Below are 24,055 nucleotides of genomic sequence, written 5' to 3'. Positions count from 1 at the left end.
CTGCTCATGGACACCTCCGAATTAGCCATTTTCCATGGCCTTGAGATGTCTAGGGAACCCTGGGCGTATCACGTTCTGCAGGAACCAACCTTTCTGGCTCTTGCGTTGCACGTTCAGACCACCGGCCGAGCCGGTTTCCAGGAACGTGTATTCACCGATATTGGGATCGTTGTAGTTGAGGTACTTGTAGACGATCCCGTTACCGATACTCTTGGGATTGGGGTTGTTCTGCGAGTTTTCGGTACCGACGATCAACTCGTTGAACCAGTTGTCCGCGCTGTGCTGCCAACGCAGATTGCCGCGCTTGTCCTTGTTGATCTTGTTGGTGCCGTGATCCGGCGCGCTGGTGCCGCCGACGTTGCCGACCTGGGTTTCATCGCGGTACTGGCCGCTGAGTTCGATCCGGTCGCGGTCGGTCGGTTCGAAATCGATCTTGCCGAAGTACAGATCCTCGGAAAACGGCATGTTGGCCGCGCCGTACTGGCTGGAAATCGTCGATGGCAGCAAGCCGATATACGGCTGTGCGTTGGCATCGGCCTGTACGCTCTTGGGCACCACGTTTTCCTTGCCTTCGTAGGCCACGAAGAAGTGCATGCGATCCTGGAGGATCGGACCGCCCAGCGCGAAACCATATTCCTTGGTCTGCGAAGCAATCTTGCCGTTTTGTTGCTCGTCAGGACGCTTGTCGCGCAGATCCTGATCGGTGTAACGGTAGAACGTCTCGCCGTGGAATTCGTTGGTGCCGGACTTGGTCGCCGCGGTGACCGCCGCGCCGCTGATCTGGCCGTACTCGGCCTTGTAGTTGGAGGTGATGACCTTGTACTCACCAATCGCCAACTGCGGGAACGGATTGCCCTGGGTATCGCTCTGGCCGGCGATACCGCCGCCCTTGACGTAGCTCTTCTGGCCGACACCGTCGATGTACAAGTTGCCCGCGCTTGCATTGGACGCACCGCCACGCAGCTTGGTGTTGCCGTTGCCATCTACCTGGAACACCATGCCAGGCACCGTGTCGGCGAACTCGAGGAAGTTGCGCGTGGCCTGCGGCAATTGCTCGATTTGATGCAGCGACACCACGTTGCCCACTTCCGAGGTCTTGACGTCCTTGAGCATCGGCGCGCTGACGTTGACAGTGTCCAGGGTCTTGGCGTTACCGCCACCGCTGGCCTGGGTGTTGGCGTCCAGGTCCACGGTGGAAGAGGATGCCACCTGCAAAGTCACCGTGCGACTGATGCCATTGGCCTCGACCTTGTAGTTGCCTGGTGGCAGGCCGACCACGGTGTAGTTGCCGTTGGCCGCGACCGGTGCGCGGCGCACCGCGCCGGTGGCGATGTTGGTGACGGTGACTTCGCTACCGGCCTGAGCCGCAGCAACCTGACCACGCAGTGTCGCACTGCTGGATTGCGCCAGCGCCGGCAACGCGACGAACAGGCAAGTCGCCAGTGCGCAGCACAGAATGCTGCGTGCGGGCAGATTGGAAGCAGAACGCGTTTTGCTCATGATGAAAGCCCTCCAAGGGCGGCAAACGGGATCGGGTCGTGTGGTTTTTGTAATAGTTGAAATTGCTAAGGTAGCGATACCGCGTGACGCCCATGTCAGTGCATCATCCTTCCTCCCTTAGCACACTGGATGCCCGCACGATGAGTTGCGGAGCGATCGCACCAGCGGCGACGGCGGACGCGGGCAGCGCATGCGGCTCCAGCGCAGCGAGCAGCAACTGCATCGCGCGCGCGCCGAAGCCGACGATGTCCACGCGCATGGTGGTCAATGCCGGATTCACATAGCGCGCCATCGGCACATCGTCGAAACCGGCCAGCGCGATATCTTCGGGAACACGCACGCCAGCGTGGGTGAAGGCAAACAGGCAACCCAACGCCATCATGTCGTTGGCCGCGAACACCACATCCGGACGCTGACCCTGCAGTAGCGCTTCACCGGCCCGATAACCGGATGCCTCGTCGAACGCACCCTGCACCACCTGCGGCGACACTTGTGGACAACGCGCCTGCAATTCGTCGCGGTAACCGCGCAAGCGCTCGCGCGCGTCGAAGTTGTCCTGCGGCCCGGTGATGAAGGCGATGCGGCGGTGACCAACGTCCAGCAGGTGACGCGTCATCACCCGCGCACCACCATAGTTATCGATGTTGAGCGCCGGCGCATCGCCCAGCCGCTCGGCGGAGTTCATCAACACCGCCGGTAAGCCGCCGAGGGATATCTCGTCAGGGTCATTGGCAGCACCGGCCAGGTACGGCGCCATGATCAACAGCCCGTCCACGCGCCCAGGCATGCGCTGCACCGCGCGCCGCTGTTCCTCCTGCGCGCCACGATAGCTGGACACCAACAGATGCAGGCCACGTGTGCGCGCCACCATATCGATGCCACGGATCAACTCGGAGAAGAACTCACCGTGCAGGTCCGGCAGCACCACGCCGATGGTGTGGGTACGGCGGCTGCTGAGACTGCGCGCGGCATGATGCGGCACGTAGTGCAGGCTGCGCGCGGCCTCCAGCACGCGCGCGCGCACCGGCTCGGCCACATGCTGATGACCATTCATGGTGCGCGAGACCGTCGCCACCGAAACATTGGCAAGACGCGCCACATCCTTGATGGTGATGTTGGCGCGCTGCTGCGGAGCGGATGGGAAACGAGGATTCACCCGCGTGCCCCCAGCAAACCGCACGGTCTGCACAACCAGGGACCAGCTGCGGCATCGGCGATCCGGCACATGTCCATGCGTGCCTGCGTGGTCGGTCTATCTGGGCGCTCGACCATGGGCATCATGCTGTCGACGTCACCCTGAGCGCAGTGTTCCGACCCGACACAGGAGCTGACAGCGCCGTCGATTGGCGCCGCAACCGCTTGTACCTGGACATGCCAGGGCCTGGCACATCGACACAGGACAGCGAACCGCCAGCAGCCTCCGCAGCAAGCGCGAACGTCACCGAACACCCGGACGATGTCAGACCAATAGCGCACCAGGCCTCCCATGCCAACCCGCGCCTGAATCGAGGTGGGTGGACGGTAACAGCAACTGCAATCGGTGACATGATGCATTGCAACACCGTGAAATTAACCACGTGTCCATCGATGCGCCGCCATCACTATCGCCTCACCTTGACAACCGTGAATATGGAATATCGTGGTTCTGAACCGCGACAACCGACACGGACGGACCGCTTGCCGGAATCGTCCGCGCCCAGCAAGATGCAGGACGTTTTGGGGAACGAGCCCGTCGCTAATGTCGTCCTACCCGACCCGGGGCTTCCCCTCACGCGCCTTGTCCTCGCTGCTGCTGGCGGCACTTGTGCTCTTCGTTGCCGGGTGCAAACCCACGCCTACCGAACTACCCGGCGCCAGTGCCGAACCATCTACCGCGGTGCGCATGCTGGCGCATGCGTTGCAACGCAACGACCTCGTCGGCTATGCCACTAACGCCGTACCCCGGGCCCAGTACCGGGGTCTACAGCAGGCCTGGAGCAAGGACCGCAGCCGATGGCCACTGACCGAGTTGCCACTGGCCAAACGCCTACCCGAAGTGCTCGCCACGCTAGCCGCACCGGACGCCGAGCAGCAGTTGCAGCACGCCTTCGACACCCAGTTCGGCGGCCAGGCGGTGAGCCTGAGGCAGGCCGCGCATTCGCTGGGCCTGTTCGGCGTGCAATATCTGCGCAACGAAAATGATTACACCCCCGAGCAGCGCGATCATTACATCCAGTTGGTACAGGCGCTGAGCGCCTGGGCCGCACAGGCACCGCTGTCCGAACGCAAACGCGCACATGCGGCAATCGCCCAACTGTGCGCGGCTGCGCGCCGCACCGGGATACGCAGCGATGCCGATTTGCGCGCCCTGGGCATGGACGAGAGCCTGCGCCGGCTTGGGCCATTCCTGGCCGACCTCAAAGCGGTGCTCGCCGACTACGGACTGGACCTGGGCGCCACTGCCGGCGCGCTACGCACCGGCCTGGTCAGTCAGAAGGGCGACCTGGCCGTGGTGCGGATCCAGTATCCGCTGGACGGCGAACAGATCGACACCACCGCCGTGCTAGTGAACCGTGAAGGGCACTGGTACCTGCGCAGCATCCTCGACGACGTGCAGACGCTGCTGGGCACCACAGCAGACTCCCAAGCGGCCACAACCGCGCTCCCGCATCCCAGGACACCAGCTAAGCGATAATGGTGCCGATGCCAGAACAAAATCCTCTCCCCTTTCCCGAGGACGGCGCCGCCGCAGGCGCGTCCATCCCGGCGCATGCGCCTGCCCAGACTGGGACGTCCAATGCGGGCGAACCCCCAATTTCGGTACCCACCCCGGCGGCTCCGCCCATGCCACACAACCTCGCGCGGCAAGCCAAACGACCGCTGTGGGCGCGCCTGCTCGGCCGTCTGGCCGATCCCTGGCTGGGCCTGAAGATCGAACCGGACGAACCCAGCCAATACGACGATGGCCGCCTCGTGGTCTACGTCTTGGAGGACTACGGCCTGTCCAACGCGCTGATCCTGGACAAGGCCTGTCGGGAATCCGGCTTGCCCTCGCCGCTGGTACCGCTGCCGGGCGATCCACTGGGCCGCAAACGCGCCTACCTGGCGCTGTCCCGGCGCAGCAGCAACCACGCGTTGATCCCGGAGCAACGCGGTGCCAAGACCCACTCCGATTCGCTAGCCAAACTCCTGCACGCGCATCGTGTGCGCGCAGACCTGGATATCCATCTGGTGCCGGTGTCGATCTTCGTTGGCCGCGCCCCGGACAAACAGAGCGGTTGGTTCGCGGTGCTGTTCTCCGAAAACTGGGCGCTGGTGGGCAGCTTCCGCCGTCTGCTCGGCGTGCTGCTCAACGGTCGCAGCACCATCGTGCGCTTCGCCACACCGGTCTCGATACGACAGACGCTACAGGAAGGCCTGCCGCCCGAGCGCACCGTGCGCAAGCTACAACGGGTGCTGCGTACCCATTTCCGCCGCATCCGCGAAACGGTGATCGGGCCGGACCTGTCGACCCGACGCCTGCTGGTAGATCAGGTGCTGGCGGTCGATCCAGTGCGCGAGGCCATCGCGGTGCAGGCCAAGCGCGACAACAGCAAGATCGTGGACGCCTGGCGCAAGGCGCACGCCTACGCCTGGGAGATCGCCGCCGATTACTCCAGCCCGGTGGTGCGCTCGGGCGGCGTCCTGCTCACCCACGTGTGGAACCGGATCTATGCCGGCGTGCTGGTGCATCACCTGGACAAACTCAAGGACGCCGCGCCCGGGCACGAAGTGATCTACGTCCCCAGCCATCGCAGCCACATGGATTACCTGCTGCTGTCCTATGTGTTGTACGAGCGCGGGATCGTGCCGCCGCATATCGTCGCCGGCATCAATCTCAATCTGCCGGTGGTCGGTACGTTGCTGCGCAAGTGCGGCGCATTCTTCATCCGCCGCTCGATCAAGGGTAACGCGCTGTATTCGGCAGTACTCAGCGAATACGTGGCGCAACTGGTGGCAGGCGGTTATTCGATCGAGTACTTCGTCGAAGGCGGACGCTCGCGCACCGGCCGACTGCTGCAACCCAAAGGCGGCATGATCGCGATGACGTTGCGCGCGTTCTTGCGCCAGCCGCGCAAGCCGGTGCTGTTCCAGCCTGTCTACATCGGCTACGAAAAGCTGATGGAGGGCAGCAGCTATCTGGACGAACTCAGCGGCCGGCAGAAGGAAAAGGAATCGATCTGGACCCTGCTATGGGGCATCCCCAAAGTGCTCAAGCAGAACTTCGGCCAGGTCGTGGTGAACTTCGGCGAACCAATCGCGTTGAGTCAGGTGCTGGCGCAGCGCGCACCGGAATGGGACGGCCAGCCACTGAGCGAAGACGAAAAACCCGCTTGGTTGAGCAGTACCGTCGATGCGTTGGCGCAGCAGATCCAGGTTCACGTCAACGCTGCCGCCGACGTCAACCCGATCAACCTGCTGGCGCTGGCGCTGCTGTCCACGCCCAAGCATGCGATGGGCGAGGCCGACCTGATCGCGCAGATCGAACTGTGCAAAAAACTACTAGCCGAACTACCGTATTCGGATCGAGTCACGGTAACCCCGCACTCGCCCGAGCGGATCATCGCCCACGCCGAAGACATCAACGTCCTCACCCGGATCCCGCATCCGCTGGGCGATGTCCTCAGCGTCAACGGTGATAACGCGGTGCTGCTGAGCTACTTCCGCAACAATGTGCTGCACCTGTTCACCGCCTCCTCGTGGGTGGCGTGCTGCTTCCAGAACAACCGCCGCATGAGCCGCGCCGGCCTGCTGCGGCTGGGCCGCACGGTGTATCCGTTCCTGCAAAGCGAATTGTTCCTGCCATGGAGCGAGGACCAGTTCGCCGAGCGCATCGGACGCACGATTGAGGTCTTCGTGCGCGAGGGATTGTTGCAGCAGATCGACGAGGACGACGGCAGCGTCGTACTGGCTCGCAATACTGGCCAGACCGACGAAGTCTTCCGCCTGCGCGCAATCGGCCATTCGTTGCAGCAAGCGTTCGAGCGCTACTACATCGCCATCTCGGTACTGGTAAAGAACGGCCCCGGCAAGCTCGGTGCCGGCGAACTGGAAAGCCTGTGTCAGCAAGCCGCGCAGCGCCTGAGCCTGCTATACGCACCGGCTGCGCCGGAATTCTTCGACAAGGCGCTGTTCCGCGGCTTCATCCAGAAACTGCGCGAACTGAAACTGGTGTGGCCGGACGACAACAGCAAATTGCTGTTCGATGAGCATTTGGATGTATGGGCAAAAGACGCTAAGTTCATCCTCGGCCGCGAACTACGACACACCATCGAGCGGATCAGCCCCGAGGCAATCTAAAGCTGAGGATGTGCTGGTGCCACAAGAGTAAGCAACCGCCGCAGCGAACGTCGCGATACGGCAATATCAGGCGCGTGGCGACGCGCCTGACACGCGGGACCGAGCTGAAGGCGCACAGACGCGATCTCACTGGCCGCACGGAAACCGTGGCCGCGCTCAGGCCGGCTCGTCTGGGATCAACAGTTGCTCCAGGCGGAGAATGCAGTCTTTCAACTGCAGCTTGCGCTTCTTCAGCCGCTTGGCTTCCAATTCGTCCTCGCCATTGGCCGGCAGACGCTGCAATGCTTCGTCGAGCGCGCGGTGCTCGCGACGCAGTGCGTCGATGCGTAGGGAAATCTCGGCAGGCGTCAGGGTGTCCACGCGCTTGAGCATACACAGGCGGCAGGGCCGCCGTCACCGGGCGCGGCAACGCGATGGCGACTTCCGGCAGCGGTGAACGCCACAGAGATACTCAATCGCCGTATGGATGCACCTGCACGATACGACCTTGCGCGTCGTGATGCAGTGCGGTGACCTTGATCGAGCGCAAATGGGTGACCCCGCCGGACAGCAAGGCATCGTGGTAGAACAGATACCAGCGGTCCTGGAACGCGCAGATCGAATGATGCGTGGTCCATCCCACCACCGGGCTCAACAACGGCCCCTGGTAGGTGAACGGGCCATAGGGCGAATCGCCGATCGCATAACACAGCAGATGCGTGTCGCCGGTCGAGTAGGACAAGTAGTAGCGGCCTGCATGGACGTGCAGCCATGGTGCTTCGAAATAGCGGCGTGCGTGGTCGCCGGCAAGCAACGGGCGGCCATCGGCATCGACAATGGCGATCTCGCGCGGCGGCTCGGCCAGGCCCAGCATATCCGTGCGCAATCGCGCCACCCGTGGTCCCAACGCCGGCGCATCGTCGGCGGGCTCACCGTTGTCGGCCGCGTAGACGTTGTCGCGATAGCATTCCAGTTGTCCGCCCCACAGTCCGCCAAAGTACAGGTAGTGGCTGCCGTCGCGGTCGGCGAATACCGCCGGATCGATCGAGTAGGCGCCCTCGATCGGCTGCGGCTGCGCGAGGAACGGGCCGTGCGGACGCTCACCGACCGCCACGCCGATCTGAAACAGGCCATCGGCACGCTTGGCTGGAAAATACAGGTAATAGCGACCGTCGCGATAAGCCGCATCCGGCGCCCATAATTGACGTTCGGCCCAGGGAATATCACGCAAATGCAGGGCCAACCCGCAATCGACAGCCGGACCATCCGGCGTCTGCATGCGGAACACATGGTAATCCTGCATGCCGAAATGATCGCCGTTGTCGTTGAACGCCACGCCGGTCTCGATATCGTGCGAGGCATAGATGTACACGGCGTCCTCGAAGACATGCGCCGATGGATCGGCGGTGTACATGTGGGTCACCAGCGGCGGCGAGATAGCCTTGCAAGCCAGCGCCTGCAGATCTTCGGAAGAATCGACGGACATGGAGGGCCTGTGAGCGGGAAGAAATCGTCAGTGGGTGGAAGCAACGTGCAAGCGGCGCGCATCCAGCTCCCGCTCGATGCGCGATTCCATTGGTTTATCAATCGCGTAACAGCGCAACAGCAGCACACCGAGCAGGAACGGAATCGCGCTGTACACGCTGATGGTCAAACGAATCCCATTGCTCACCGCCGCGCTCTGCTGCGGTGCCGCCGCGTCGTAGCCATAGAAAGCGAGCAGGCCGGCGACCAGCGCCCCGCCGATGCTCAAGCCAACCTTGAGCCCGCACAGCATCGCCGAGAACACGATGGCGGTAGCGCGCCGATGGTTCTTCCATTCCGAGTAATCGGCGACATCGGCAATCATCGCCCACAGCAACGGAATGGTCATGCCGTAGAAGAACCCGTGCAGCACATAGGAGCCGAACACCAGGCCGATGGCCTGCGGTGAATACATCGAGAATGCGAGCAGGAACAACGTAGACGCCAGCAGCGCAGCACCGAACGCATTGCGCTTGCCGTAGCGGTCGGCCAGACGCTTGGAGAAGGTGATGCCGATAATCATCGCCAGGATGCCGCCCGCGCTGAACATGCTGAAAGCCGAGGTTGGCGCATCCTGGGGCCAATGCAGCACGCCCAATCCGGTACTGGCCAGCAGCCGGTTGAGCATCGCGATCAACGTATTGAACCCGCTGCGATCGAGAAACCCGGCCAGTGCCTGCGCATCCAGATAATCCTTGAAGTAGTACACATACATGCCGCCCTTCAGCGCCAGGTTGACGAACACCAGGATGGTCACCGCCAGCATCACCAACCACGGCGTATTGCGCACCAGATCGCCCAGGTCTTGGCGCACACTCGATGGTTGCGCGGCGATCGGCAGCACACGCTCGCGGGTGGTGGCGAAGGCGATCAGAAAACATAGCGTGCCGACGCCGGCAAACAGGCCCATGGCGGTCTGGAAGCCGCGCGCCTTGTCGCCATCGCCAAGCATCAGTACCAACGGCAGCAACAGCACCTGGATGACGAACTGCGCCAGCGTCACCGCGAAGAAGCGATAAGCCGAGAGACTGTTGCGTTGCTCCATGCTGCCGGTGAGCACTCCACTGAGCGCCGAATACGGCAGATTGTTGGCGACATAGATCAGCATCAGCAAGGCGTAGGTGACGAACGCATAGACGATCTTGCCATGCTCGCTCAGCGCCGGCGTGCTGAAGGCCAGCAACGAAAACCCGCCGAAAGGCAGTGCCGTCCACAGGATCCACGGCCGGAACTTGCCCCAGCGCGAGCGCGTGCGATCGGCCAGCACGCCCACCAGGGGCGTGAACACGAACGCGCCAAGCAGGCCGACCACGAAGATCAACGTGGCGGCAACGCCAGCCGGGATCCGGTAGACGTCGGTATAGAAGAACGCCAAGAAACTCACCAGCGTCTGGAAAATCAGATTCGCCGCCAAGTCACCCAGGCTGTAGCCGATCTTTTCGCCAAGCGAGAGGGAATGCGTGGGAGTCATAACCAACGATCGGAAGAGGGGAGGGAATGTCGCGCAGCAGAGCCGCTATTGTGCTGGAAGATCGCACCTGGTCATGCGGCTCAGAACGTACCGCGAATGCCCAGCATGATGGTGCGTCCAGGCTTGTACAGATCGTAGGTCGCGTTGGGATATTGGAAGGTGGTACGCAAGGGTGCGTTGGTGAGATTGGTGATGTTGAGGGTGATCTGCGGCGCCGAGGGCAAGTGCGCCAACGTATAGCTGGCCGACAAATCCAGTTGTCCGCGCGCATCTGCCATCAGCCGCGCGTCGGGAATGCCATTCTGATTGGCTCCGGAGATGATCATGTCGTCATTCCAGGCATAGGACAGACGCACCGAGGTGTTGTTCTTCTCCCAATACACGGTGCCATTCCACAGGTTCGGCGCCACACCCACCGCAACCGCCGGCACACCACCGCCGCTGGACTGCTGCCCGACGTGAGTGTAATTGAGGCTGAAACCGAGCCCGTCCAGTACGCGGTCCAGGGGTTGCACCCAGATTGCCTCCAAGCCACGGATGTCGAGTACGCCATCGGCGTTGACCTGGGTCTGCACGTCCACCGTGGCCGCATTGGGGCCGCCACGCTGTTGGATCGCAGCTTGCTGGGTCGCGCTCAACGTCGTGTAATCCACGCCCAGGTCCAGGAAGGGAATGCGGCGCACCCCATTGACGGTGAAGCCATCGATCCGTTTGCCAAATAGAGTCAGACCAACGAATCCTTCGCCACCGGTGTACCACTCACCACCAATGTCCAGGTTGGTGGATCGATATGGCGCTAGCTTGGAATTGCCCTGGGTCGCGGTCTGCGCCGACGGGTCGCTGAAGTTGGTGTTGGGCAGCATCGCACTGGGGTCGGGCCGGGTCAGCGTGCGCGAAGCGGATAGACGCACCACCACATCCTTGGCGATGTCCCAGGCCAGGTTGAACGAGGGGAGCAACTCGCTGTAGTCCGAATTCAGCATTTGGTAGCGGCGCACGCCACCAATCGTGACCGGGCCGCTGATGGTCTGGTCGGTGGTGACATAGCGCACACCGGCATTGAAACGTAGCGTGCGGTTCCATACATCGGTTTCGGCATTGGTTTCCACGTAGAAACCCCAGTTCTTCTCCAGGATGCCACCGGTCGCAGCACCGGTATTGGCCGCATTGGTTTCCGGCGCGGCATCGCGCAACGCGTAGTAGCCGCTATCGCGCAGGAAGCGGTTGAAGTCCACGGTAATGAAACCGCCAGGGCCTGGCTTCAAATACGAGGCCAGGGCCGCCTGCGGAATCAACGAACCAGGGCCACCGGTGCAGGTATTGCCACCGGCACGGCACACTAGCGTTTCCCACGCGGCACTGTTGTCGAAGCCACGGATATGCCGCTCGGCCTGATCGTAGGCCACACCGACCTTGATATTGCGCCGGTCTTCGCCAAATTGCAGATCGGCGTGCGCGCCACGGGTTTCGGTGTCACGCTTTTCGTTGGCGATATTGAGCCGACCGCCAGTCCAATTCCAGCCTAGGTTTGGATTATCCAGATCCAGCGGACTGGAAATCGACGGCATGTCCCCGCCGGCGTTGCGATAGTCCACGGTGGTAAACGGCGACGTCACCAGCACGCTCGGCGATTCGCGCGACATCCAGCTACGCGTGGCGTTGGCTTGTACGTTGAGCTTGATGTCCTGTGACTGGCCAAACAACAACTCGGCACCCGGATTCACGCTCCAGAACTTGACCTGCTCGCGATACGGACGCGCTTCAAGAAAATACTGCGCATTGGCGAAGGTCGCCGCAGTAACCACGTTATTGGGATCGAGCTGCATGTTCAACGGAATCATGTTTCCGTTACGCCCGATCAGGTTCATGCTGGTCCGCTCGGTGGTGCGTCTGGCTTTGGAGAACAGGCTGTCCAGATAGAAATGCGCGCTGTCACTGGGTCGCCATTCCAGCGACATGACAGAGGCATCGCGATCACGATCGCCCTGCATCTGCACGCGCCGGCCCAGGCGCGGAATCAGCGCTTCGGTGATCTGCGCGGTACTCAGGCCGGGGTTATGCGCCAGCAACCACGCCGCGTCGATGCTCTGGCCGGGAGTCAGGCCGGCACCAGCGGTGGCCGGCACGGTGTCGGGAATACGCCAGTTACCGCCACCGTTGGCATTACACGCCACCGGCTGGTTGGTCGACGGGACGCCAGCCGGCGGGGTCAGGCCACACTGTGCGTAGGTCAGCCCGGGATTGGTCCAGCCGATGCTCTCGAACCCGTCCACTCCGATCTTGCTACGCACCGAGGACACACCGAACAACGCGCCGAACGTACCGTCCTGATTGGTCCAACTGCCCATCAATGCCCCACGCGGTGTGGTCTTTTTGCTGGTGCTGTTCCAGTCGCCCTGCAATTGGTAGGTCACATGTGTGCCCGGGTGATCGAACGGACGCGCGCTACGCATGTCGACCACACCGGACACGCCGCCTTCGAGCATGCTCGCGGTCGGCGTCTTGTTCACCGTCAACTGGGTGAAGAACTCGGTCGGAAACAGGTTGAGATCCACCTCGCGATTTTGATTCTGCGCATTGAGACCAATCGAGGCGGTGGCGATATTGGCACCATTCAAAGTGGTCTTGGTGAAGCTGGTGCCGAGACCGCGAATAGCGATATTCAGACCTTCGCCATTCACGTCACGGGCTAGCTGCACGCCTGGAATACGATTGAGCGACTCGGCGATGTTCATGTCCGGGAACTTGCCGATGTCTTCGGCGAAGACGGTATCGCTGAATGTCACCGCATCGCGTTTGGCGTCGGTCGAGAACTGAATGCTGTGGCGATAACCGGAAACGTTCACGGCATCCAATTGCTTCACCGTCTCGCCGCTGGCGGCAGGCGTATCTGCAGACGGTTTAGCCTCCTGCGCTCGAACTGTTTCCACGCTCATCCCGGATAACGCCAGGGCCAGTGCATATGCCAACGTGGTGCGCGCATAACCGTTGTTCACCGTAATCCTCTCCCGAAGCAGATATCCCGCATCCCGCTTTTTGCGGCACGACACTTGACCAACGAATAATCGCCGACCAAATCACTTGATTCATGGAAAAACCGCAGCGAACGCTTACGCCATCCACTGGCCATGGCGACGGATGGTAGCGCTATCAGCGACGCTGTCACGCTGCATGGCACCATGACCTGCGCATGGCTAATTCATGTCGTTGCATGCCAGGCATATCGGGATGCAGCATCTATGCGTGCGGCTGTTCCTCGCCTTGGCATCGTGCATTGCGCCGTGCTGCTGTGCACGATAGAACCGACGCAAAGAACATGTTATTGATAGCGCTATCAGGGTTGCATACGTCATCCCCTGAAGGAGCCGAACGCATGCAACGACCCGGACATCCTCCTGGCTGCGCGATGTGCTTTTCCCGCGCATCCGATACACACACTGTGCTGTTGCGGTACCGAGTGCAACGCAACAAAACCGGGATGGACCGGAGATTGCTCGCATGACGCCGCTTGGACGTGCACAGACCACGACGGCTATCGCGTCCCTGGGACGCCTGCGCTGGCGCATCTGTGCGCTGCTGCTGGCCGCCACCACCATCAACTATGTCGATCGCCAGGTGCTGGGTGTGCTGGCGCCATTTCTGCAAGAGCATATCGGCTGGAACGAGATCCAATACGGCTATATCGTCACCGCGTTTCAAGCCGCCTATGCGCTGGGCTTGTTGTGCAGCGGCGCGATCATCGACCGCTTCGGCACCCGGGTCGGTTACGCACTGGCAATCGGGGTGTGGAGTCTGGCGTCGATGGGCCATGCCTTGGCCAGTGGGGTGATCGGTTTCGCGGTGGCACGCTTCTTCCTTGGCCTGGGTGAGTCGGGCAATTTCCCTGCGGCAATCAAGACCGTCGCCGAATGGTTTCCGCGCCGTGAGCGGGCGCTGGCGACTGGCATCTTCAATTCCGGCTCCAACATCGGCGCCATCGTCGCGCCATTGTCGGTGCCGTTCATCGCCAACGCCTGGGGCTGGCAGTGGGCCTTCCTATTCACTGGTGTGCTCGGCGCGATCTGGTTGACCCTGTGGTGGTTGAGCTACCGCCCGCCAGAACACCACCCACGCCTGAGCGCGGCGGAACTGGCACATATCCGCAGCGATCCGCCGGAACCAATCCGGCAATTGTCCTGGGCACAGTTGCTGCGGCATCGCCAGGCGTGGGCGTTCGTGGTGGCGAAGTTCCTGACCGATCCGGTCTGGTGGTTCTTTCTGTTCTGGCTGCCCAAGTTCTTGCACGACAAATACGGGCTGGGATTACTACAACTGGGTGCACCATTGATCGTGATCTTCCTGCTCGCCGACGTCGGCAGCATCGCCGGCGGCTGGCTGGCCGGGCGTTTGCTCGCGCGCGGCTGGAGCGTCAACCGCGCGCGCAAGGGTGCGATGCTGGTCTGTGCCTTGGCCGTGGTGCCAATCGTGTTCGCCGCACGCGCCGATCAGATGTGGCTGGCGGTGGCGCTGATCGGCCTGGCGACGGCCGCGCACCAAGGCTGGGCGGCGAACCTGTTCACACTGACATCGGACATGTTCCCGCGCCACGCGGTGGCCAGTCTGGTCGGCATCGGTGGTTTTGCCGGCGCGGTCGGCGGCATGTTGATCGCCAACTTCATTGGATTTTTACTGCAGGCCACCGGCAGCTATCTGCCGGTGTTTCTGCTGGCCGGTTCGGCCTACCTGTTTGCACTCGGCATGGTGCATCTGCTGACGCCGAGATTGCAGCCAGCGCGGCTGGAAGGACATGGCTAGCCCGCCACAACCCTGGCTTGGCTAGAACATGGCTAGCATCGTGGGCATGTTCTTATGCCTGCATCACTCAATCGGACAAGAACCGTTATGAAAATCATTACATCACTTTTGTTCGCATTATCACTGATCTCTTGCACTGCCAGCGTCGATGCTGCGCCGCTAGCAGCGGGCAAACAGCGTTTCCTGGGCTCCGCCTATGGTCCATCGCAAGCGAAGGATTTCACCAAGTACTGGAACAAAGTCACACCAGAAAACGCCGGCAAGTGGGGCAGCGTGGAAGCGGTGCAAGGAAAAATGGACTGGACTGCGCTTGACGAAGCCTACAATCTGGCCAAGAGCAACAACATGAAATTCCAGTTCCATGTGCTGATCTGAGGCGCCCAGCAACCGACGTGGATTCGGACACTGGCACCAGCCGATCAGCTTGCCGCGATCAAAAATTGGTTCGCCGCAGTGGCGCAGCGTTACCCCGATATCGACTTGCTGGAAGTCGCCAACGAAACGCTGCCCAATCACAATCAACCCGACAATCGGAAAAGCGATAGCGGCAACTACATCAAAGCGCTGGGTGGTGCCGGCTCAACTGGATGGGATTGGGTACTGGAGGCATTTCGGCTGGCACGACAATATTTCCCCCATACCAAGCTGATCATCAACGACTACGGCATCACCGCCAGCAGCAGCGCCACAAATCAATATCTGAAAATCATCCATTTGTTGCAGAACGAAAATCTAATCGATGGGATTGGCCTACAGGAACATGCCTTCGAGACCGCATCGGCACCTTTGTCCGTGCATAGTGCCAACCTCGATGCATTGGCTGCCACGGGCTTGCCCATCTACATCACCGAGCTTGACATCGACGGTCCGACCGATGCCCAGCAGTTGGCCGACTACCAGCGTATCTTTCCTCTGTTCTGGGAATATCCTGGCGTAAAGGGTGTCACGCTCTGGGGCTTCCGTCCCGGCCTGTGGCGCGACCAGCAAGGTGCCTATTTGATCAATAAAGACGGCAGCGAACGTCCTGCATTAACCTGGTTGCGCAGTTACGTCGCGAGCAAACCATAACTGGCATTGCGCTCTTACGACCACCAAACACTGTCTCGACCATGCCCTCCCCCACGCTCTTTCTGCATCGTAGAACAGCATCGGCAAGGCAGTGCAGACCCCTGCATTTGAACCACGCGCATCGGCGCCATCGCCGGTGCCGCTCATTGTCAGCGCATGGAGCTGGCAGTGGGCCTTCCTATTCACTGACGTGCTCGGCGCGATCTGGCTGACCGTCTCACATCGACGATGTTTCCGTGCCACGCGGTGGCCAGTCTGGTCGGCATTGGCAGTTTTGCCAGCGCGGTCAGCGGCATGTTCATCGCCAACTGCATTGGATTTTTTTGCAGGGCACCGGCAGCTATCTGCCGGTGTTTCTGCTAGCCGGTTTTGCCTACCTTTTTGCACGATGTAAGGAAATGCTTAGCCCGTCACAAGCATGGTTTGGCTGGTTCATGGCAAACACCATGCGTATGCTCGTATGCCAGCATCAGGCAATCACACAAGAGCCGTTATGAAAACCATCGCATCGCTTTTATTCGCATTTTTACTAGTTTCTTCCACAACCAGCGTTGACGCCGCACCGTTAGCCGCCGGCAAAAAACGTTTCCTGGGCTGCGCCTATAGCACGCCGCAGGCACTGGATTTCGCCAAATACTGGAACAAGGTCACCCCAGAAAACGGCGGCAAGTGGGGCAGCGTGGAAGCCGTGCAAGGACAAATGGACTGGACAGCGCTTGACGAAGCCTACAACCTGGCCAAGCGCAACAACATGCCATTCCAGTTCCATGTTTTGGGGTGGGGCTCGCAGCAACCGACGTGGATTCGGACACTGCCACCGGCCGATCAGCTCGCCGCCATCAAAAATTGGTTCGCCGCAGTGGCGCAGCGTTACCCGGATATCGACCTACTGGAGGTCGCCAACGAAACACTACCCAATCACAATCAACCCGATAATCGGAAGAGCGATAGCGGCAACTACATGCAGGCTCTGGGTGGCACCGGCACCACTGGGGTGGATTGGATAATAAATTTATTCCGCATGGCGCGGCATTATTTCCCCAATACCAAGCTGATGATAAACGACTACGGCATCACTGCCACAGACGACGCTACGAATCAGTATCTGAGAACCATCCAATTGCTGCAGCGTGAAAATCTGATCGACGCGATTGGCTTACAAGAGCATGCCTTCGAGACCACATCGGCATCCTGGTGGACACATTTCTTCAACCTCAACACGTTGGGCTCCACCACGGGCTTGCCGATCTACGTGACCGAGCTGGACATCGACGGTCCAACCGATGCCGAGCAGTTGGCTGGCTACCAAAAATTCTTTCCACTGTTCTGGGAGAATCAATACGTAAAAGGCGTCACGCTCTGGGGCTTCCGTCCCGGCCTGTGGCGCGACCAGCAGGGCGCCAACTTGGTCAATTCAGACGGCAGCGAACGTCCAGCATTAAAATGGTTGCGTAGCTTCGTAGCAAGTAGACCATAATCGGTAGCCTACCCTACCGACTACTACGCACAGTCCCGGTCATGCCCTCACCCACGTTATTTCTGCATCCGAACCGACTGTTTCCTGCCGATCCGAGCATGCAGGCGATCGCACGACGCCTGTATGCTCAGGTTGCGGCTCTGCCGATCGTCAGCCCGCATGGGCACACCGATCCGGCCTGGTTCGCAGAGAATGCGCCATTCGCCAACGCCACCGAACTCCTGTTGGTGCCGGACCACTACGTGTTCCGCATGCTCTACAGCCAGGGGGTGGACCTGGATGGGCTGGGTATCCCGCGTGCCGATGGCAGTCGTGCTGCGGTGGATCCGCGTAACGCCTGGCGAGTGTTCGCCGAACACTTTTACCTGCTGCGCGGCACGCCCTCGGCACTGTGGCTGAACCATGTTTTCCACGCCGTCTTCGGTTTGCGTGTGCGGCTGGACGCAGACAGTGCCGATCTGTACTACGACAGCATCGGCGAGGCGCTGCAGACGCCTGCATTTCAGCCACGCGCGTTGTTCGAACGCTTCGGTATCGAAGTGATCGCCACCACCGAATCGCCATTGGACCCGCTACACCATCACGCCACGATTCGCGCCAGCGGCTGGGGCGGGCGAGTCATCACCAGCTACCGGCCGGACCCGGTCATCGACCCGGAGCACGAACAGTTCCCTGCGGCGCTGCGGCGCTTCGGCGAATTGACCGGCGAGGACGTCTATACCTGGGACGGCTACCTGCGCGCACATCGTCAGCGCCGCGCGTTCTTCGCACAGATGGGCGCGACGTCCACCGATCACGGTCATCCCAGCGCCGCCACCGCCAATCTGCCGGCCGTCGAGGCGGCACGCCTGTTCGCACGCGTGGTCGCTGGCACCGCCAGTGCTGCCGATGCAGAACTGTTTCGCGCACACATGCTGACCGAGATGGCGGCCATGAGCGTGGACGATGGCCTGGTCATGCAATTGCACCCAGGCTGCTTCCGCAACCACAACCGCACATTGTTTGCGCGCTACGGCCGCGACAAAGGCGCCGACCTGCCCGTGCGCACCGACTACGTCCACGCACTCAAACCACTGCTGGACCGCTTCGGCAACACGCCAGGCTTCACCCTGATCCTGTTCACCCTGGACGAGAGCACCTATGCGCGCGAACTAGCACCCTTGGCCGGGCACTATCCGGCGTTGCTGCTCGGGCCGGCATGGTGGTTTCACGATGCGCCAGAGGGAATGTGGCGTTTCCGCGAGCAGACCCTGAGCAGCGCGGGCTTCTACAACACGGTAGGCTTCAACGACGACACCCGCGCGTTCTTGTCGATCCCGGCACGGCACGACGTCGCTCGTCGCGTCGACTGCGCATTCCTGGCCAAGCTGGTCGCCGAGCACCGACTCGAAGAGGACGAAGCGGTGGAAGTGGGCATCGATCTGGCCTACAGGCTACCGAAGCGTGCCTATCGGCTGTGAACATCGCTGTACAGGTACGCAATTCTCAACGCCTGGATACTGAGCGGTGAGCTAGCAAGACACAGGGAAAGCGTTTACTGGGCACGCGCCACCGGCGGATCGGCATTCATCGTTCGTGCCGTCATCGTCCCGCCCCGCACGCGGAGAGCGCCGTCTTTGCGATGTGGCCGGCTACACTGCCGACATGCAGAACGATGTCCATTTCTTGATCCTCGCCGGCCTGTTGTGCGCCGTCATTGCCTTGCTGTTGGCGACGCTATTGCGCCGGAGCACGCATGCCGGACTGGAAGCAAGCTTGCGCGAGGAACAGCGCAACGGTCGCAGTGAACTGCGCGAGCAGCTCGACAGCCTGGCACGGCAACAGGATGCGCGCAGCGAGAGCTTCGCGCGTCATCTGGCCGAACTTTCCACCCGCACCGACCAGCGTCTGGACCTGCTGCGCGAAACCCTGAGCGAGGACGCGCGGCGTGGCCGTGTCGAGACGAGCCAAGCGCAGCAGCGCCTGGCCGAATCGCTCAACCAACGTTTGCTGGAGATGCGCCAACAACTCGATGGGTTCGGCCAACAGCAGGATGCGCGCATGCAACAGTTCGGCCAGCAGCAGGCCGAGCTGATCGCCCGCATCGACGCGCAGCTAACCGCGCTACGCGAAACCTTGATCGAAGACGCCCGCAAGGGCCGCCAGGAGGGCGCAGATGCACAGCAGCGTTTTGCCGATGCGCTGGGCTTGCGCATGGGGGAGCTGGTCCAGCGTAACGAGCAACGCTTAAGCGAGATGCGCGGCACCCTGGAGGAACGACTGAAGGAACTGCAAGCCGACAACGCCCTCAAGCTGGAACAGATGCGCGGCACCGTCGACGAGAAACTGCAAACCACCCTCAATACCCGCCTGGATGCCTCGTTCAAGCTGGTTTCCGAGCGACTGGAGCAGGTCCAGCGCGGGCTCGGCGAGATGCAGCAATTGGCCACCGGCGTCGGCGACCTCAAGCGCGTGCTGAGCAACGTCAAAGACCGTGGCGGCTGGGGCGAGGTGCAACTGGACAACATCCTGGAGCAGACACTGACCCAGGAGCAATACGCGCGCAACGTGCGGATCCGCCCCGAGCGCAGCGAAGTGGTGGACTTCGCCGTGCGCCTGCCCGGCCGTGGCCACGAAGACACCCCGGTGTGGTTGCCGATGGACGCGAAGTTTCCGCGCGAGGACTATGAGCGGCTGCTCGATGCACAAGAACGCGGCGATGCGGAACAGGCGCAATTGATGGGCGCGCAGTTGGAACGCGCGATCCGGGTGCAAGCCAAATCGATCAGCGATAAATACATCGCACCGCCGCACACCACCGATTTCGCGGTGATGTTCCTACCAACCGAAGGACTGTATGCGGAAACCCTGCGTCGGCCCGGGCTGGCCGATGCATTACAGCGCGAGCACCGCATCGTCATCGCCGGTCCGACCACCGTCACCGCGCTGCTCAACAGCCTGCAGATGGGCTTTCGTACCTTGGCCATCGAGAAGCGCTCCAGCGAAGTCTGGGGCGTGCTGGCGGCGGTCAAAAGCGAGTTCGGCAAGTTCGCCGGCATCCTGGAAAAAGCCGAGAAGCAGATCAACACCGTCGGCAAGAGCCTGGGCGAGGCCAGCCGCAAGACCCGCACCATCGAGCGTCGCCTGCGCGGGGTGGAGACGCTGACCGACGCCCAGGCCACGCAGCTGCTGGAACTGTCCCTACCACTGGACGAGGCCGATGCGGAGGACGCCGCAGCCGACGCGCCGGAGTAAGCGTAGCCAACAAAACGACGGCAGCGCCGCCGGATGGGCGCGAGCAATGCTCGGAATCTTTATATCCCCGCTCTACTGCGGTCCCTGCGCGCTGTTCGCGCCCACTCGATAGCCAGTGGCGAGGTTGTTAGCCACTCTACGCCGTCACCGCAGTTTGCCCGGATCCGCTGCAACGGTTGCCAATAGATCGGTAGAAGCGACCCGACACAGCCGCCGTTGACAGCGACTATGCTGGCACTCCTTATCGCCCGAGGCGTCCCCATGTCCCTCTCGCTCTACGACATCCCGCTGACCCGCATCGACGGCCAACCGGCCACGCTCGCCGACTATCGCGGCAACGTGTTGTTGATCGTCAACGTCGCCTCCAAGTGCGGGCTGACCCCGCAGTACGCCGGACTGGAAGCCCTGTATCGCGACAAGCGCGCCGCTGGGCTGGAAGTCCTCGGCTTCCCGGCCAACGACTTCAAAGGCCAGGAACCGGGCGATGAAGCGCAGATCCAGCAATTCTGTCAGCTCACCTACGATGTCACCTTTCCGATGTTCGCCAAGATCGCCGTCACCGGCGAGGCGACACATCCGCTGTATCGCGCGTTGATCCAGGCACAACCACAAGCCGAGGGCGAAGGTCCGATGCGCGAGAAACTCGCAGGCTACGGGATCGAACCAAATCCAGCACCAGGCGTGCTATGGAATTTCGAAAAATTCCTGGTCGGCCGCGATGGTCGGGTCTGCGGCCGTTTCGCTCCCGATGTAAGCGCCGACGCTCCACGCCTGCGTGCAGCGATCGACGCCGCACTGGGATAAACGCGGCGACGCGTGCTGCCTCAAGCCAGGGCAGGGGAGACGAGCACGTCTGGTCGTCGGAAAGCGAGCACGGCGGCATCGACAACTCTTGCAACCGCTGCGCGGCGTGATTGAACACAACGCCTACGGATCGCATCCCGAGCAATTCGGCAAGCATCCCATCGGCGGGGAAACCGCTCTATTGCATCGATAAAAAACCCCCGGCGTAACCGGGGGTTTTTATGCTGCTGCACTTGCGTTGACGTCAACGAGTACCGCCATGCCATTGCAACATCGGCATCGCGTCCGCCGGCACCGTCGGATTCTTGTCCTCCTCGCGTAGGTAGTCGGGCAGATCCTTGTCCTCGCCATGGTGAGGGCGACGCAGATCGTTTTCGATCTGATAGTTGCGACGCTGCAGCCAGGCGTCGCGGGTGAGCTGGTACTCGTCCGGCGCCTGATCGCGCATGCTGTCCAGCGGCAGCAATTGCGCGCGGATGTCCACGAGTTGCAGACCCTGCAGCCCGATCCGCACGCGGTCATCTTCGATCTGCTGCAATGGCGACAGCGACGTGTCAGCCGCCAGGCCAAAGACGTCGCGCACGGTGCGCGGACCGAAAAACGGCAATTCCACGTAACGCGAACGGCGCCAGCCCCAGACACCAAAGGTCTGGCCGAAATCCTCGGTGCGACGCGGCAACTTGGCGTCGGTGGCCGGATCGAGGATGCCGCCGATACCCAACGTGCTGTTGATGACGAACCGGCTCAGGGTCTGCCCGGCTTGTAGCGGATGACCCTGTAACACCTGGTTGACCATGGTCAGCGGCGAGCCAAGGTTGTTGAAGAAGTTGGTCACACCCAGGCGCGCCGGCTGTGGCACCACATTCACGTATGTCCGCGCCAGCGGCCGCGCCACCGCGTGGTCCACCACGTTGTTGAACGCATGCACCTTGCGGTTGAACTTTTCCCAGGGATCGTAGCTCTGCACGGATGTGCCGTCGGGCAGGGTCGCGTCGGCCACCTGGTTGTTGGGGTCGCTGGCATACAACGCAGCGTAGTCGTCCTCGGCCGAGGTAGGCGCACCTCGCTGCGTGCCCGTCGAAGCAGCGCCGCTGGCAACGGCCTGGGGGCTGCTTGCTGGCGCGCTGTCCGTGGCCGCTGGCATGGTGGACGCCGTGGTGCTGCTATCCGTGGCCGGAGGCGGCGTGGATGGGTCCGCAGATGCGGCGACCGGGGATGGAGGCGTGGAAGTGCTGGCGCAGGCATTCAGCGCGACAACCAGGGTCAATACCAAAGAAGTGAGGATACGCAGCACGTTCATGTGTCAGCTTGCCGCCGGTGGTGAATGGAAATCCAGGGTCGAAGCCAGCCGGTAGGCCGCGCTTAGTTCGGTCAGGCCGGCAGGGTCGCCGTGGATGGCGACCTCGGCCTGACCTTGGGTGCGCATGCGCGCGGCGAGTTCGGCCAGCAACGCCAGGCCGGCGCTATCCACCCGCGACACGGCGCGCAGATCCAGCGCGCGCGCGCCAGAGAGCTGGCGCAACGCCGCTGGCCACAGCGCGGTGGCCGCGGCGCGGTCAAGCACGCCGCTCAACGCGAGCGTGTCACCATCGCGACGCAGTTGCGGCTCACTTGCCACTGTTGCTCGCCGGTGCTGCCTGCAGCGTGCCGTTGCGCAGTTCAGCCGCGACTTCGGCAATGGACTTGTTACGCAGCGGAGTATCGAATTGGTTGCGGAAGGTCTGCACGTAGGACACGCCTTCCACCATCACGTCGAAGATCTTCCAGGTGCCACTCGTGTTGCGCATCAGGTAGTCCACCGGCACCGGATCGCCGCTGCCGCGCACCAGTTCGGTGGAGACTTTGACACCACGGCCGCCCGGCAACGGCGCTTCGGACTTGACCTGCACCTGCGGCTTACCTTCGAAGTTCAGCAGCGCGCTGCCGTAGCGCTGCATCAGGTTGTCGGCCATCGCATCGGCGAACAGCTTGACGTCGGCATCGGAGGCGCCGCGGCCATGCACGCCCAGCACCAGACGCGCGGCGTAATCGCGGTCGAAGGACTTGTTCAATTCGCTGTCGATGAACTGGCGCAACGCGCCGCTATTGCTCTTGAACTCGGCACGGCGCTGTTCCAGCGTGGTCAAGATGCGGGTGCTGTTCTCGATCACGACTTTGCTGGCGGTCGAGGCGCTCGGAGCGGTGGCAGCGGCGGTCTGGGCCAGCACGGCGCTGGGCGCGGCCATTGCAAACGCAGCGGCGAGAGCGACGGAAAGCAGTTTGATCGTCATTGCTGGTGTTCCTTAGAGGGCGAGGTGGTGCCGGCGGCTGAGGGTGCGGCAGCGGGCGTTGCGGTCTTGTCACCGCCACTGCCACCGCCGAACATGTATTTACCCACGAGTTGAATCAGATCCACCGCCGGTTGGGTGAAAGCGATTTCCTGTCCGGGCTTGAGCGTGTCCGGGTCGCCACCGGGTTGCAAGCCAACGTAGCTCTCGCCCAGCAGGCCGCTGGTGAGAATGGCGGCGGAAGTATCGGCGGGCAGATCCTTGTACTTATCGTCGATGGACAGGGTGACCACCGAGTCGAACTTGGTTGGGTCCAGATCGATCTTGGCAACCTGACCGATGATAACGCCACCGATCTTCACCGGCGCCTGCGCGCGCAGTTGGCCGATCTGGGAGAAGCGGGCGATCAGTGCATAGCGGTCGCCGCCGAACCCCCATTGCCGGTTGGTGGAGGCGATCGCCAACACCAGCAGCGAGGCCAAGCCCAGCAGCAGGAAGGCGCCGACGGCGAACTCGAGACGGGGACCACGCAGAGCCATAACGTATCTACCTCATTGATTCGATCTGGCCGCGGCGACAGTGCCGCGACCGCTGAACTCATGCCATAACAGGACCAGC

General features: G+C 62.0%; 16 protein-coding genes and 3 pseudogenes. 9 read left to right on the top strand and 10 right to left on the bottom strand.

Features of this window, described 5'->3' with window-relative positions; translation table 11 throughout:
* Positions 1-72 precede the first annotated feature (72 nt).
* Positions 73-1,500, bottom strand: a pseudogene (locus tag XALGPE39_RS00315) (hypothetical protein); the annotation flags it as partial.
* A 103-nt stretch (positions 1,501-1,603) separates the two neighbouring features.
* Positions 1,604-2,656, bottom strand: a complete 1,053-nt coding sequence (locus XALGPE39_RS00310; RefSeq protein WP_045726519.1) for a LacI family DNA-binding transcriptional regulator — start codon at positions 2,654-2,656, stop codon at positions 1,604-1,606.
* 582 nt (positions 2,657-3,238) lie between these two features.
* Here XALGPE39_RS00310 and XALGPE39_RS00305 point away from each other — a divergent pair.
* Together XALGPE39_RS00305 and plsB are read left to right on the top strand one after the other, a co-directional pair.
* Positions 3,239-4,174, top strand: a complete 936-nt coding sequence (locus XALGPE39_RS00305) for a hypothetical protein (RefSeq protein ID WP_045726518.1) — start codon at positions 3,239-3,241, stop codon at positions 4,172-4,174.
* Positions 4,174-6,819 carry a glycerol-3-phosphate 1-O-acyltransferase PlsB gene (gene plsB, locus XALGPE39_RS00300; RefSeq protein WP_152624779.1) on the top strand — a complete coding sequence of 882 codons (2,646 nt, stop codon included), beginning with the start codon at positions 4,174-4,176 and terminating at the stop codon, positions 6,817-6,819. The genes XALGPE39_RS00305 and plsB overlap by 1 nt, the downstream gene beginning before the upstream one ends.
* A 156-nt stretch (positions 6,820-6,975) precedes the next feature.
* Here the strand turns inward: plsB and XALGPE39_RS00295 are convergent, their stop codons facing one another.
* From XALGPE39_RS00295 to XALGPE39_RS00280, 4 genes are all read right to left on the bottom strand, one after another.
* On the bottom strand, positions 6,976-7,191 hold the full coding sequence (locus XALGPE39_RS00295) for a DUF465 domain-containing protein (RefSeq protein WP_235429717.1): 216 nt from the start codon (positions 7,189-7,191) through the stop codon (positions 6,976-6,978).
* A gap of 79 nt (positions 7,192-7,270) precedes the next feature.
* Positions 7,271-8,284 carry a glycoside hydrolase family 43 protein gene (locus XALGPE39_RS00290; protein ID WP_045726517.1) on the bottom strand — a complete coding sequence of 338 codons (1,014 nt, stop codon included), beginning with the start codon at positions 8,282-8,284 and terminating at the stop codon, positions 7,271-7,273.
* Positions 8,285-8,311: 27 nt separating this feature from the next.
* Positions 8,312-9,793: an MFS transporter gene (locus XALGPE39_RS00285; protein WP_045726516.1), complete on the bottom strand. Its 1,482-nt coding sequence runs from the start codon at positions 9,791-9,793 to the stop codon at positions 8,312-8,314.
* An 80-nt stretch (positions 9,794-9,873) separates the two neighbouring features.
* On the bottom strand, positions 9,874-12,789 hold the full coding sequence (locus XALGPE39_RS00280; RefSeq protein WP_045726515.1) for a TonB-dependent receptor: 2,916 nt from the start codon (positions 12,787-12,789) through the stop codon (positions 9,874-9,876).
* A 502-nt stretch (positions 12,790-13,291) separates the two neighbouring features.
* Here XALGPE39_RS00280 and XALGPE39_RS00275 point away from each other — a divergent pair.
* From XALGPE39_RS00275 to XALGPE39_RS00250, 7 genes and pseudogenes are all read left to right on the top strand, one after another.
* Positions 13,292-14,587 carry an MFS transporter gene (locus XALGPE39_RS00275; protein ID WP_045726514.1) on the top strand — a complete coding sequence of 432 codons (1,296 nt, stop codon included), beginning with the start codon at positions 13,292-13,294 and terminating at the stop codon, positions 14,585-14,587.
* Between the two features lie 87 nt (positions 14,588-14,674).
* A pseudogene (locus XALGPE39_RS00270) lies at positions 14,675-15,655 on the top strand (endo-1,4-beta-xylanase).
* Between the two features lie 216 nt (positions 15,656-15,871).
* Positions 15,872-16,041: pseudogene (locus XALGPE39_RS14965) on the top strand (MFS transporter); the annotation flags it as partial.
* A gap of 107 nt (positions 16,042-16,148) precedes the next feature.
* Entirely contained in the window at positions 16,149-17,132 is a 984-nt protein-coding gene (locus tag XALGPE39_RS00265; protein WP_045726513.1) for an endo-1,4-beta-xylanase, read from the top strand.
* 41 nt (positions 17,133-17,173) lie between these two features.
* Complete coding sequence (gene uxaC, locus XALGPE39_RS00260) at positions 17,174-18,592, top strand: glucuronate isomerase (RefSeq protein ID WP_045726512.1); 1,419 nt, start codon at positions 17,174-17,176, stop codon at positions 18,590-18,592.
* 184 nt (positions 18,593-18,776) lie between these two features.
* A complete protein-coding gene (rmuC, locus tag XALGPE39_RS00255; protein ID WP_045728829.1) occupies positions 18,777-20,366 on the top strand; it encodes a DNA recombination protein RmuC in 1,590 nt (529 codons plus the stop codon).
* 261 nt (positions 20,367-20,627) lie between these two features.
* Positions 20,628-21,170, top strand: a complete 543-nt coding sequence (locus tag XALGPE39_RS00250) for a glutathione peroxidase (RefSeq protein WP_045726511.1) — start codon at positions 20,628-20,630, stop codon at positions 21,168-21,170.
* 244 nt (positions 21,171-21,414) lie between these two features.
* Here the strand turns inward: XALGPE39_RS00250 and XALGPE39_RS00245 are convergent, their stop codons facing one another.
* The 4 genes from XALGPE39_RS00245 to mlaD are packed head-to-tail and all read right to left on the bottom strand — an operon-like array spanning position 21,415 to position 23,976.
* Positions 21,415-22,470 carry an MlaA family lipoprotein gene (locus XALGPE39_RS00245; RefSeq protein WP_045726510.1) on the bottom strand — a complete coding sequence of 352 codons (1,056 nt, stop codon included), beginning with the start codon at positions 22,468-22,470 and terminating at the stop codon, positions 21,415-21,417.
* Positions 22,471-22,473: 3 nt separating this feature from the next.
* Positions 22,474-22,788 (bottom strand): STAS domain-containing protein, encoded by a 315-nt coding sequence (locus tag XALGPE39_RS00240; RefSeq protein WP_045726509.1) that lies wholly within the window; start codon positions 22,786-22,788, stop codon positions 22,474-22,476.
* The gene (locus tag XALGPE39_RS00235) at positions 22,778-23,440 is read right to left on the bottom strand and encodes an ABC transporter substrate-binding protein (protein WP_045726508.1); all 663 of its coding nucleotides are present in this window, start codon (positions 23,438-23,440) and stop codon (positions 22,778-22,780) included. The genes XALGPE39_RS00240 and XALGPE39_RS00235 overlap by 11 nt, the downstream gene beginning before the upstream one ends.
* The gene (mlaD, locus tag XALGPE39_RS00230) at positions 23,437-23,976 is read right to left on the bottom strand and encodes an outer membrane lipid asymmetry maintenance protein MlaD (RefSeq protein WP_045726507.1); all 540 of its coding nucleotides are present in this window, start codon (positions 23,974-23,976) and stop codon (positions 23,437-23,439) included. Before mlaD ends, XALGPE39_RS00235 begins: the two co-directional genes overlap by 4 nt.
* Between the last annotated feature and the right edge of the window lie 79 nt (positions 23,977-24,055).

It is taken from the genome of Xanthomonas sp. GPE 39 (genome assembly GCF_000963005.1).
Taxonomy (GTDB): Bacteria; Pseudomonadota; Gammaproteobacteria; order Xanthomonadales; family Xanthomonadaceae; genus Xanthomonas_A.
This window is presented reverse-complemented; position numbering and strand designations above follow the sequence as displayed.

What these genes read in the sequence shown, in the direction of transcription:
- XALGPE39_RS00305 (WP_045726518.1), top strand. Translation starts at nt 3,239, where the DNA reads ATGTCGTCCTACCCGACCCGGGGCTTCCCCTCACGCGCCTTGTCCTCG.
- plsB (WP_152624779.1), top strand. Translation starts at nt 4,174, where the DNA reads ATGGTGCCGATGCCAGAACAAAATCCTCTCCCCTTTCCCGAGGACGGC.
- XALGPE39_RS00295 (WP_235429717.1), bottom strand. Translation starts at nt 7,191, where the DNA reads ATGCTCAAGCGCGTGGACACCCTGACGCCTGCCGAGATTTCCCTACGC.
- XALGPE39_RS00290 (WP_045726517.1), bottom strand. Translation starts at nt 8,284, where the DNA reads ATGTCCGTCGATTCTTCCGAAGATCTGCAGGCGCTGGCTTGCAAGGCT.
- XALGPE39_RS00285 (WP_045726516.1), bottom strand. Translation starts at nt 9,793, where the DNA reads ATGACTCCCACGCATTCCCTCTCGCTTGGCGAAAAGATCGGCTACAGC.
- XALGPE39_RS00275 (WP_045726514.1), top strand. Translation starts at nt 13,292, where the DNA reads ATGACGCCGCTTGGACGTGCACAGACCACGACGGCTATCGCGTCCCTG.
- XALGPE39_RS00265 (WP_045726513.1), top strand. Translation starts at nt 16,149, where the DNA reads ATGAAAACCATCGCATCGCTTTTATTCGCATTTTTACTAGTTTCTTCC.
- uxaC (WP_045726512.1), top strand. Translation starts at nt 17,174, where the DNA reads ATGCCCTCACCCACGTTATTTCTGCATCCGAACCGACTGTTTCCTGCC.
- rmuC (WP_045728829.1), top strand. Translation starts at nt 18,777, where the DNA reads ATGCAGAACGATGTCCATTTCTTGATCCTCGCCGGCCTGTTGTGCGCC.
- XALGPE39_RS00250 (WP_045726511.1), top strand. Translation starts at nt 20,628, where the DNA reads ATGTCCCTCTCGCTCTACGACATCCCGCTGACCCGCATCGACGGCCAA.
- XALGPE39_RS00245 (WP_045726510.1), bottom strand. Translation starts at nt 22,470, where the DNA reads ATGAACGTGCTGCGTATCCTCACTTCTTTGGTATTGACCCTGGTTGTC.
- XALGPE39_RS00235 (WP_045726508.1), bottom strand. Translation starts at nt 23,440, where the DNA reads ATGACGATCAAACTGCTTTCCGTCGCTCTCGCCGCTGCGTTTGCAATG.
- mlaD (WP_045726507.1), bottom strand. Translation starts at nt 23,976, where the DNA reads ATGGCTCTGCGTGGTCCCCGTCTCGAGTTCGCCGTCGGCGCCTTCCTG.